9 protein-coding genes are annotated in these 11157 nt (G+C 73.3%); 3 read left to right on the top strand and 6 right to left on the bottom strand.

From position 1 onward, the window contains the following. Positions 1-74: 74 nt before the first annotated feature. The 3 genes from B9S61_RS02450 (at position 75) to B9S61_RS02440 (ending at position 4556) form a co-directional block, all read left to right on the top strand. Positions 75-1253 (top strand): hypothetical protein, encoded by a 1179-nt coding sequence (locus B9S61_RS02450; RefSeq protein ID WP_219819881.1) that lies wholly within the window; start codon positions 75-77, stop codon positions 1251-1253. Further along, the gene (locus B9S61_RS02445; protein WP_219819880.1) at positions 1250-3979 is read left to right on the top strand and encodes a multicopper oxidase domain-containing protein; all 2730 of its coding nucleotides are present in this window, start codon (positions 1250-1252) and stop codon (positions 3977-3979) included. The genes B9S61_RS02450 and B9S61_RS02445 overlap by 4 nt, the downstream gene beginning before the upstream one ends. Positions 3980-4112: 133 nt before the next feature. Beyond that, the gene (locus B9S61_RS02440; protein WP_308457746.1) at positions 4113-4556 is read left to right on the top strand and encodes a putative zinc-binding protein; all 444 of its coding nucleotides are present in this window, start codon (positions 4113-4115) and stop codon (positions 4554-4556) included. 13 nt (positions 4557-4569) lie between these two features. On the opposite strand, the gene B9S61_RS02435 is transcribed toward B9S61_RS02440, so the two are convergent. The 6 genes from B9S61_RS02435 to B9S61_RS02410 form a co-directional block, all read right to left on the bottom strand. Beyond that, positions 4570-5355, bottom strand: coding sequence for a metalloregulator ArsR/SmtB family transcription factor (locus B9S61_RS02435; protein WP_103540703.1), 786 nt, complete (start codon positions 5353-5355; stop codon positions 4570-4572). Between the two features lie 77 nt (positions 5356-5432). Beyond that, positions 5433-5807, bottom strand: coding sequence for a hypothetical protein (locus B9S61_RS02430; protein WP_103540702.1), 375 nt, complete (start codon positions 5805-5807; stop codon positions 5433-5435). Beyond that, complete coding sequence (locus tag B9S61_RS02425; RefSeq protein ID WP_103540701.1) at positions 5804-8278, bottom strand: nitric-oxide reductase large subunit; 2475 nt, start codon at positions 8276-8278, stop codon at positions 5804-5806. The genes B9S61_RS02430 and B9S61_RS02425 overlap by 4 nt, the downstream gene beginning before the upstream one ends. A 190-nt stretch (positions 8279-8468) precedes the next feature. Next, the gene (locus B9S61_RS02420; protein ID WP_103540700.1) at positions 8469-9329 is read right to left on the bottom strand and encodes a DUF5336 domain-containing protein; all 861 of its coding nucleotides are present in this window, start codon (positions 9327-9329) and stop codon (positions 8469-8471) included. Positions 9330-9472: 143 nt separating this feature from the next. Further along, positions 9473-10462, bottom strand: a complete 990-nt coding sequence (locus tag B9S61_RS02415; protein WP_103540699.1) for an N-acetylmuramoyl-L-alanine amidase — start codon at positions 10460-10462, stop codon at positions 9473-9475. Positions 10463-10480: 18 nt separating this feature from the next. Continuing rightward, entirely contained in the window at positions 10481-11131 is a 651-nt protein-coding gene (locus B9S61_RS02410) for a class I SAM-dependent methyltransferase (RefSeq protein WP_103540704.1), read from the bottom strand. Positions 11132-11157: the final 26 nt, after the last annotated feature.

Genomic DNA, 11157 nt, shown 5'->3' with positions numbered 1-11157 from the left:
CTACTCCGAGGCGGCGGTCGACCTGGCGGCGGCCCTGCTCCGCGGCGCGGTGGTTCCGAGCCCGAGGAGACCCCGTGACCTCCGCCACCTCCGCCGCCCGCCGCGCGGGTGCTCGCCGGGCGCCGCTGTTGCTGGCCGCCGGTGTCTGTCTGCTCGCCGGGCTCGATGCCGCCCTCGTCCTGCTCGGACTCCCCGCCCCGGTCACGAGTGACCGCCTGCCGCAGGTGCACGGCGTGCTGCTGGTGCTGGGGTTCGCCGGCACCCTGGTGGCGCTGGAGCGCGCCGTCGCGCTGGGCGGGCGCTGGCCCTACCTCGCGCCCGCCTCGCTCGGCGCCGGGGGACTGCTGCTGCTCACCCCCGTGGACCTGGCCCTCCCGAGATCGCTGCTGGTCGCCGGGGCGGCCGTACTGACCGCGCTGTACGTACGGTTCTGGCAGCGGCAGCCGGGCCCCGCCCTGCTCGCCCAGGCGGCGGGCGCCGTGTCGGCACTCGGCGCGGCACTGCTGTGGCTGGGCGGCCTCGACGTGCCGCGCCTGCTTCCCTGGCTGGTCGCCTTCCTCGTCCTCACCATCGCGGGCGAGCGGCTGGAACTCGCCCGGGTGGCCCTCCTCGCACCTCGCGCGGAACCCGCCTTCCTGGCCTGCGTCGGCGCCGTCCTCACCGGCGTCGTCACCACCCTGATGTGGCCGGCCACGGGCACGCTCCTGCTCGGCGCGGCGCTGCTCGCGCTGGTCGCCTGGCTCGTCGTGCACGACGTCGCCCGCCGGCTGCTGCGTTCCACGGGGCTGCCCCGCTTCTCCGCCGCGTGCCTGCTCGCCGGGTACGCGTGGCTGGGCCTGGCCGGCGCGCTGTGGCTGCTGGGCGGCCCGGTCGCCGAGGGGAGCCGCTACGACGCCGTGGTGCACGCCGTGTTCCTCGGCTTCGTGATGTCGATGATCATGGCGCACGCCCCGGTGATCCTGCCCGCCGTCCTGCGCCGCCCCCTGCCGTACCACCCCGGGCTCGCGGTGGCGGCCTGGCTGCTGCACACCTCCCTGGCCCTGCGCGTGGTGGTCGGCGACCTCCGGGAGATCCGCGGGGCGTGGCAGCTCGGCGGGGCGCTCAACATCGCCGCGGTCCTGGTGTTCGTCCTGACGGCCGCGACCGCGTCGGTGACCGCCACCCGGCGCGCGGCGGCAGCCGCCGCCCTCTCCTCCGTCGCCGCTCCACCCGCCCCCGCCCCTGTCTCCGCCGACCCGAGGAACGACCGGTGACCACGCAGCTGTCCTCTCCCACGGCGAACGGCCCGGCCCCGAAGCCGCCCGGACGCTCACCACGCGCACTGTGGCATCTCGGCGTGAACGCCATCGTGGTGGCCTGGCTCGCGCTGTTCGCCGTGGTCGGCAGCGCCCACCACTTCCTGCCGCACGCCTCCTGGCTGCTGGTGCACACCCTGCTGCTGGGGGCGGTCACCAACGCCGTCGTCATCTGGTCCGGGCACTTCGCCGCGTCCGTGCTCCGGCTGCCGGAGGCGAACCGCGGTGCCCCCGCGGCACTGCGGCTGGTCACCCTGAACGCCGGAGCCGTCGCCGTGATCGGCGGCATGTACACCGGGCGGTGGCCCGTCGTGCTCGTCGGCGCGAGCCTGGTCGCGGGAGCCGTCACCGCCCACGCCGGGTGGCTGGTACGCCTGCTGCGGAGGGCCCTGCCGGGCCGGTTCTCCATGACCGTGCGCTACTACACAGCCGCCGCCGCCCTGCTGCCCGTGGGCGCCGCGCTGGGTGTCGTCATGGCCCGCGGCGACCTCGGCGGGGATCTTCCGGAACGGCTGCTGCTCGCACACGAGATGATCAACCTGCTCGGCTGGGTCGGCCTCACCGTGGCCGGAACCCTGATCACCCTGTGGCCGACGATGCTGCGCACCCGGGTGGCGGACGGCGCGGAACGGGCCGGGCGCCGGGCCCTGCCCGTGCTGCTCGCCGGACTCGGCGCGGCCGTCGCCGCCGCGCTGTTCGGACCGCCGCCGCTGGCCGCCCCGGGTGTCGTGGTCTACGCCGCCGGACTGGTGATCGCCGGTGTCCCATGGGTGCGCGAGGCCCGGGCCAAGGCTCCGCGGTCCTTCGCCGCCTGGTCGGTGGCCGCGGGCAGTCTCTGGCTCGCCGGGTCCCTGCTGGTCCTGGCCGGCATCCTCCTCTCCACGACGTCCTGGATCACGGTGGGGGAGCACACGCCGATGCTGACCGCGCCGCTCGCCGCCGGGTGGATCGCCCAGGTGCTGCTCGGCGCCCTCAGCTTCCTCGTCCCCGTGGTCCTGGGCGGCGGCCCGATGGCGGTACGCGCCGCCACCGCCGGACTCGAACGGGCCTGGCCCGCCCGGCTCACCATCACCAACACCGCGCTGCTGCTCTGCGTCCTCCCGGTGCCGTCCCTGGTCCGGGTGGTCTGCTCGGTGCTGCTGCTGGTGATGCTGCTGTACTTCCTCGTCCTGCTGCTGCTCACCGTCGTGCGGGGCATACGGAACCGGCGGAAGGAGACGCCCGGACCGGTGTCCCCGGAGGTGCCCGCGCCCGCGTACCGCGTGCTCGGGGGCGTGGCCCTCGGCCTCGCCGTGGTGATGCTGGCCGTCGCGGGCGGCGGCGCGGCGGACGTCCGCTCGCTGCCGATCCTGGAACGGTCCGCCGCGACGAGCGCGGACGGCGGGGAGGTGACGCCGACCGGCCGCACGACCACGGTCGAGGTGAGGGTACGGAACATGCGCTTCTCCCCGGACACCGTCGAGGTGCCCGCGGGTGACCGCCTGGTGATCGAGCTGCACAACACCGGTACCGACACCCACGACCTGGTGCTGGAGACCGGCGCCCGCACCGACCGGATCGCCCCCGGCAAGCGGGCCACACTGGACGCGGGCGTCATCGGCCGGGACCTCGACGGCTGGTGCTCGGTGGTCGGACACCGGCAGATGGGCATGGTCTTCGGAGTGACGGCCACCGGTGACACCGGCGGCGCCGCGTCGGCGGGAAGCGGTGAGTCCGCGGGGAACGAGCGGAGCGGGGAGCGGGAGAGCGCGCACGACCACGGCGGGACGGCGTCCGAGGGCACGGGCGAATCCGCCGCGGACGCCTTCGACCCGATGGCCGAACCGGCCGACGGCTTCACCGCCCGCGACGCCCGACTCCCGCACGTCACCGAGGGATCCGGCCCCCGGGTGCACAAGCGGACCCTCACCGTGCAGGAGTCGGAGGCCGAAGTCGCCCCCGGTGTACGGCAGACGCTGTGGACCTTCGGCGGAACGGCCCCCGGGCCCGTCCTGCGCGGACGCGTCGGGGACACCTTCGAGATCACCCTCGTCAACGACGGGACCATCGGCCACTCCGTCGACTTCCACGCCGGGGCGCTGGCCCCGGACAGGCCGATGCGCACCATCCAGCCCGGCGAGTCACTGACGTACCGCTTCCAGGCCACCCGCAGCGGGGTGTGGATGTACCACTGCTCGACCATGCCGATGTCCCTGCACATCGCCAACGGCATGTTCGGCGCCGTCGTCATCGACCCGCCCGACCTGCCCCGGGTGGACCACGAGTACCTGCTGGTCCAGTCGGAGTTCTACCTCGGCGAACAGAACGGCACCGCCGACCCGGCCAAGGTGAACGCCAAGGAACCCGACATGGTCGCCTTCAACGGGTACGCCAACCAGTACGACCACGCCCCGCTGACGGCGAGGACCGGCGAGCGCGTACGGATCTGGGTGCTGACGGCCGGACCGAACGTGGCCGGCGCCTTCCACGTCGTGGGCGGGCAGTTCGACACGGTGTTCCGCGAGGGCGCGTACGACCTGCGCCCGGGCGGTGCGGAACGCGGCGGCGCGCAGGTCCTCGATCTCGCCCCCGCGTCGGGCGGATTCGTCGAGCTGACCCTTCCCGAGGCCGGTAACTACCCGTTCGTCACGCACATCATGAGCGACGCGGAACGCGGCGCGCACGGCGTCCTCCGGGTGCGCTGACCGGGCCGAACGGGCCGAACGGGCCGAACGGCCCTGAACGGTGTCCCGACGGACCCAAGTGCCGCCGGGGCACCGTTCCTAGGCTGGCGCGGAGCGCACCGCGCCATCCCCGCCGTCGTGAGTGAGGTCCCCTGTGAACCGCCGCCGTGATCTGCCGCTCGTCTACTCCTGCTCGGGCTGTTCGAGCGCGGCCCAGATGACCAACTGGATCGCGGTCCAGCTCGACCGGCGCGGCGTCGCCGAGATGTCGTGCATCGCGGGCGTCGGCGGGGACGTGCCGAGCCTGGTCCGCAAGGCCCGCGGCGACCGGCCGGTCATCGCCGTCGACGGATGCGTGCTGCAGTGCGCCCGCAGCTGCCTCGCGCGGCAGGGCGTGACGCCGGCCGTGCACCATCTCCTCAGCGACGACGGCGTCCGCAAACGGCTGGGCGAGGACTTCGACCCGGAGCAGGCGGAGCAGGTGCTCGACGGGCTGATCGCACGCATCGGGAAGGAGATCGGGGGCGTACCGGAGCCGGTCGGGCCGGTCCGGCCGCCCGCCCCGGTGGAGCCGGTCGAGGAGTCCGCCGGCCGCTGATCCGCGCCGGGTCTCAGGCGGCGTCCGTGCGGCGCAGGGTCGCCACGCACACGTGCGGGGTGACGAAGGGCTCCAGGCTCTCCGCGGTGAGCGGGGCCCGCAGCGTCTCCACCGTGCCCCGCATCAGGCCCAGATGGATGGCGCAGACGATGTCCGGGCGACGCATCGCCACCTCACGGAACGGGCAGTGGTGCAGGCGGAGCCGCCGCCCGGCGCTTCCCCGCGGATCCTCGTCCGCCCTCGAGCCCGTGCCGGGGTCCGAGTCCGCACCCGGGTCCGAGTCCGCACCCGGGTCCGCTCCCGTCCCTGCTTCCGTCTCCGCCTCCGGCGCGAAGCCCACGGCCTCCAGGGTCGCCACCAGCCGGCGCTCCGCCTCCTGCGCGCCGATCCGCTCGGTGGGGGCGGGAGCATCGGTCAGGTACGCGCCCCAGGCGTGCCCGGCCCGGGTGGCGGCGGCCACCGGATCGTCCACCGCGGAGGAGACGACGCCGAGCAGGATGTCGGAGAGCAGCCGGAAACTGCGGGAGCCGTCCGGCCCTTCGGTGGCTACGGCCGAGTAGACCACCTTCGGCCGCCCCGGTTCCTCGCGCGGCGCGGTGGCGCGGACCGCCTGGCCGTCGGCGACGAGCGCGTCCAGGTGGAAGCGGGCCGTGTTGAGGTGGACGCCGACGCGCTCGGCGATGTCGGCGGCGCTCAGCGGTGCGTCCGCCTCGCGCAGCAGTCGCAGGACGGACGCACGCTTTCCCCGCTGGGCCGGAGCCCGGGAGCCGGGGTCGGTGAGCGGGCCTCGTGGGGTCATGCCAGGATGATACAACCGTGGCGGTTAGAAACAGGAATGTCTGTTTCTCACCACCACGGTGGGGACGGCGGCCCGTCTCACCCGGGCGGTGCGACCCTGGCGGCCCGCAGCCTGCGGCCGAGCAGGGCGAGCAGCACACCGTGCGGCACGGCCACCGCGACGAGCAGCGCGACCTCCGCCGGCGCGTGGTGGCGGACCGCCTCCGCGCCGGTGAGCACGAGCGCCACCACGGAGACGAACAGCGAGACGGCCCGGTGGAAGCGGTGCACCTCCGAGTGCGGCCACGCGTCGGGGTCGGCCCGTACCGGGGCCTGCTCGACCGCCCGGTGGTAGCCGGTGAAGATCCGGGACTCCCAGGCGCCGGTGCTCTGCCGGCCGTAGACGTCGAGGCCGATCACCACCAGCAGGAGCACGGTCACGTATCCGGCGGCGAGCAGGGTCTCCCCGCTCACGGGGCCACCACCTCCTCACCGGCCGGGTCCCCGTCCACGAGGTGGCGGTCCCCGTCCGCCGGGTCGCGGTCCGCGCCGGCGAGGTCGCGGCCCGCCGTGCCGCCGTCCTCCGGGTTCCCGCCGCTCCCGTCCTCCGGCGCCGTGTCCCCCGCGGCGTCCGGTCCGGACGGGCCGGCTCCCACCTCGGTGAACAGCAGGCTCACCTCGGCGTCCCCGGGCTGCCTGGTGCGGCCGACGCGGTGGCGCACGCCCAGCCAGGTCATCCACAGCACCGGCAGCACGCCGCCGACGATGAACACCACGTCTCCGGGCAGCCGCAGCCACTCCAGGAACACGTTGGTGTCGCCCTGCAGATAGCCGAGGCTGCGGGCGTCCGCGTAGCCGCTCTCGACCACCTTGTACAACTGGAGCGCGCCGCTGGGCAGCAGGGTGGCGAACGACATCCACGCCAGGCCCAGGTTGAGCGACCAGAACGCCAGCCGGGGCCAGCGGTCGGACCACTTGTTCTCGGGGATGAGATACCGCAGCGCGAACACCGCGAAGCCGATCGCGAGCATGCCGTAGACGCCCATCATCGCCGCGTGCGCGTGATTGGCCGTCAGGCCGGTGCCCATCTCGTAGTAGGACACGATCGGCAGGTTGACCAGGAAGCCGAACACCCCGGCGCCCAGGAAGTTCCAGAAGCCGACCGCGGCCAGGAACATGACCGCCCACCGGTGCGGGAACGGTGTGTCCGAGGCGCTGTGGCGGCGGGCGCCGATCTGCAGGAAGCTCCACGCCTCGACGGTGAGGAAGAGCAGCGGCACCACTTCCAGGGCGGAGAACGTCGCGCCGAGCGCCAGGTGTTCGGCGGGCTCACCCGAGAAGTACAGGTGGTGCATGGTGCCGATCACGCCGCCCGCGCCGTACAGCACGATGTCGAGGAAGATGACGGACAGCGCCACCCGTTCGCGCACGACGCCCAGCAGGACGAAGAGGTAGGCGACCGTCGCGGTGGTGAACAGCTCCATGAAGTCCTCGACCCACAGGTGCACCACGATGAAGCGCCAGAAGTCGGCGGCGGTGAACTGCGTGTCGGGAGTGGCCAGCAGGCCGACGGCGTAGAACGCGGGCAGGGCGAGCGCGGCCAGGAAGAACAGCCACGGCATGTTGGCGACGCTCTCCCCCCGGAGCCGGCGGCGCAGCCCGCGGAAGAGGATCACGACCCAGATCACCATGCCGAGGGTCAGCAGGGTCTGCCACACCCGCCCCAGGTCCAGGTACTCCCAGCCCTGGTTGCCCAGTTGCGCCCAGAGGTCACCGAGCCAGCCGCGCTGGCCCGCCAGTTCGCCCAGCAGACTGCCGACGACCACGACGACCAGCGCGCCGAGCAGGATCCGGGTCAGCAGGGCCTGCCGGCGGGGCTCCCAGCCGCGGGAGATCAGCGGGGCGATGAAGATGCCGATCGCCAGGAACGAGGTCACCACCCAGAAGATCGACAGCTGGGTGTGCCAGGTGCGGACCAGGTTGTAGGGCAGCCAGCGGTCGAGCGGGATGCCGAAGAAGCTCTGCAGGTCGGCCCGGTAGTGCTGGGCCGCGGAGCCCAGCAGCACCTGGGCCAGGAACAGTCCCGCCATGACGAGGAAGAACCAGGCCGTCGCGCGCTGCGCGGGGGTGAGCCGGACCCGGTCGGGCGAGTGGAAGCGCAGCTCCCGGTGGTCACGGCGGTGCCAGCCGAGGAAGTTCCAGCGTCCGAAGGCGGTGAACAGCGCGCCGGTCCCCACCAGCAGGAAGATCAGCGACAGCACGCTCCAGGTCACGGTGTGGCCGGTCGGCTCGTTGTCGACCAGCGGCTCGGACGGCCAGTTGTTGGTGTACGAGTAGTCGTGGCCGGGACGTTCGGCGGCGGCGGTCCACGCCGTCCAGGCGAAGTAGGCCGTGACGTCGTGGATCTCGCCGGGGTCGGTGATCGCGTCCGGCCTGAGGCCCTGCTTGCCGTCGGGGCTGCCGAGCAGGCCCGCGTAGTGCCCGGTCAGCTCGGTGAAGGCGGCGGCCTGCGCGTCGCTCCACACCAGGGTTCCGGTGGAGTCGTCGTAGCGGTTGACGCGGTAGTCGCCGACCGTGCGGTCGTGGGCGTCCGCCGAGTCGTCGCCGCCGTAGGACTCGCGGACCATCGTGGCGCTGCGGTTGAGGTAGTCGGCGGTGAAGTCGGGGCCCAGGTAGGCGCCGTGTCCGTAGATCGACCCGTACTGCATCAGGCCGGTGCGCAGGAACACCCGCTGTCCCTCGCGGACGTCGTCTCCGGTGAAGACGACCTCCCCGGCGGCGGTGACGGTGCGGTCGGGGATGGGGGGCTGGGCCTGGTAGGTCCGGATCGCCAGGAATCCGAGGACGAAGAAACCACCGAGGGTGACGAGTATCGCCGCCTGGACCCAGCCGCGGGCGATCATCCGCGGCCGCTTGCTTCCGGGTGGTCTGGGTGCTGCTCCCATGTGGCATGCCCTTCTTGACAAGGGGCGCCCGTAGGCGGGCGCTCTGTCCCGCCCGAAGAGTAGTACCAATAAAATTAGTATTTACAGTCGGGTTAGGTTAAACAGGCCACGCGCCCGCCGGCGCCGGGCACGACGGCAACGGCCCCCCGCCCGGAAGGGCGAGGGGCCGTGACGAGAAGGGCCGGGAGGATCAGCCGCGCTGGATGCCCGACGTGTCCTGCAGGACGCCGCGACGGCCGTCCTGCGTCTGCGCGACGAGCGACTGACCGCGCTGCTCGACCGCCAGGTACCAGGTACCGGGGGCCAGTTCGGCGATCGGCGTGGGCGAGCCCTCCTCCGGGAACAGCGGCCGGGGCACCGGCACGGCGAACCAGAACGGCGCGAAGTCCCCCGCGGGCGCCGGGGCGGCGGGCCCGCCCGGCTGCGGCTGTCCGGCCTGCGGCTGGCCCGGGAACGGCTGCTGCCCCGGCTGACCGGGCTGTCCCGGCTGCGGCTGACCACCGAAGGAGGCCGGCTGCTGCCCACCGGCACCCGGGTAGCCGTAACCGCTGGGCGGCTGACCGCCGTAGGGCTGCGGGGCCGAGGGGCCGGCGGCCGGGAGGAGGGCGCCCTTGAGGGCCGGGACCAGGGGGGTGGCGACCGCGGCGGCGGCCATGACGAGCGTGGCGATGAGGGCCAGGATCAGACCGGTGCCGGCATCCGGGCCGTCACCCCCGCCGCCGAAGTTGTCGGCGCCGCCGGCCACGTCGAAGATGTTGCCGAGTGCGCTCCACGCGGCGAACACCGTGAAGGCCACGCCGAACTGCCCGAGGTCGAGCCCCGCGACCTTCGGCGGCTGCGGCAGGCCGCGGGAGACGACGACGAGCGCCGCGCCGATGATTCCCGCCAGCACGACACCGAGCAGCACCGGCCCGCTCGACCACAGGCTGGGGATGTCGAGGCTGTCGGGAGCGCCGTCGACGGAATAGAGGTCGAGGAACGACGCGATGAACAGCAATACCGCTGCTCCGATCACCACGCCGTCGCCTCGAGTGAGGGAGCGGATATTCACTTCAGGTCCTTCGTAGGTCGTCTCGTCGTCGGAAGAGGCGTCGCTGTCACCAGGGTGCCCGAAGGTTCCCGTGCGAAGCGCGGGGGTGGCCCCTCATCGTGCGGACGACACTATCGTCCGCACGATCGGGCTGTCCGCCCGGATCATCGCGCCGAGCCGGGCCCGCGCAGGAAACTCACGATTCCGTCGGAAATCCCTTGCGCCGCCTTCTGCCGCCAGGCACCGCTGGTCAGCAGTGCCGCGTCCTTGCTATCGCGCATGTTGCCGCACTCGATGAACACCTTGGGAACCGTTGACAGATTGAGACCGCCGAGGTCCTCACGCGTGACGAGTCCGGTGCCGCCGCCCGTGTAGTTGGAGGGCGCGCTGCCGGTGGCGCGGACGAAGTTGCCCGCGATGCGCTCGCCGAGGTCGCGCGAAGGGCCGACGATGGCGCGGGTGTCGGCGGCGCCCGCGTTCACGGCGCCCGGGAGAATCACATGGAAACCGCGGTTCCCGGTGCCGGAGCCGTCCGCGTGGATCGAGACGACGGCGTCCGCCTTCGCCTGGTTGCCGATCCGGGCCCGCTCGTCCACACACGGCCCGAACGGCCGGTCTGCGTCCTGCGTCAACTTCACGGTGGCGCCCTGCCGCTGGAGGAGCGTGCGCATCCGGTGGGCGACGTCGAGGGTGAACTTCGCTTCGGCGTAACCGTCGTTGGTGGTGGTGCCGGTGGTGTCGCACGCCTTGCTGTTCGTCCCGATGTCCACCTGGCGGTTGATCTCGGTGACGTGCCGGAAGTTGCCCGGGTTGTGCCCCGGGTCGATGACGACGACCTTGCCCTTGAGCGGTCCGGACGCGGCGGGGGCGGAGGCCGAGGACGACGGGGTGGCCGCGGGGTCGCTGGGCTTCCCGTCCCCGGCACCGGCGGACGGTGACGTGCTGCCGGCGGAGGACGACGGCGTACGGGAAGCGGCGGACGCCGAAGCCGACGCGCTCCCCGGGCCCTCGTCGTCCCCCGGCCCGCCCACGGTCGCGTACACCGCCCAGCCGAGCAGCCCGCCGGAGACGAGCGCGGCGAGCGCCACGGTCAGCGGGCCACGCCGGGACCGCCGGGGCCGGGGAGGTTCGAAACCGGGACCTGTGTACGACACGCAGCCACCCTAACGGTGTCAGACCCCGGGCCCCGTACGGCGCAGTACGCGCAGGGAACCGGTGGCCGACACCTCCGTGAACGCGCCGGACGCGAGGGCGCGGAGGTAGACGCGGTACGGGGCCTGGCCGGTGAACTCGTCGGCCGGGTCGGGGAAGACGTCGTGGATGACGAGGAGACCGCCCTCGGCGACGTGCGGCGCCCAGCCCTCGTAGTCGGCGGTGGCGTGTGCGTCGGTGTGGCCGCCGTCGACGAAGACGAGGCCGAGCGGGGACGCCCACAGGGCCGCGATCCGCGGGGAACGGCCGACCAGGGCGACCACGTGGTCCTCCAGGCCCGCCCGGTGCAGGGTGCGGCGGAAGGTGGGGAGCGTGTCCATCAGACCCAGTTCGGGGTCGACGGTGTCCGGGTCGTGGTAGTCCCAGCCGGGCTGCTGCTCCTCACTGCCGCGGTGGTGGTCCACGGTGAGGACGCTGACACCGGCCGCGCGGGCCGCGTCGGCGAGCAGGATCGTGGAGCGGCCGCAGTAGGTGCCGACCTCCAGCAGCGGCAGGCCCAGCCGGCCGGCCCCGGCCGCCGCCGCGTACAGGGCGAGGCCCTCGTCCACGGGCATGAATCCCTTCGCCGCCTCGAACGCGGCCAGGATCGCGGGTCCGGGTGCGACGGGCATGCGGCTTGCCTCTTCCGAGACCGTAC

The organism is Streptomyces sp. SM1 (assembly GCF_002910825.1).
Taxonomy (GTDB): domain Bacteria; phylum Actinomycetota; class Actinomycetes; order Streptomycetales; family Streptomycetaceae; genus Streptomyces; species Streptomyces okerensis.
Note: the sequence above shows the minus strand (reverse complement) of the source record. Positions and strands in the feature narration are given on the sequence as shown.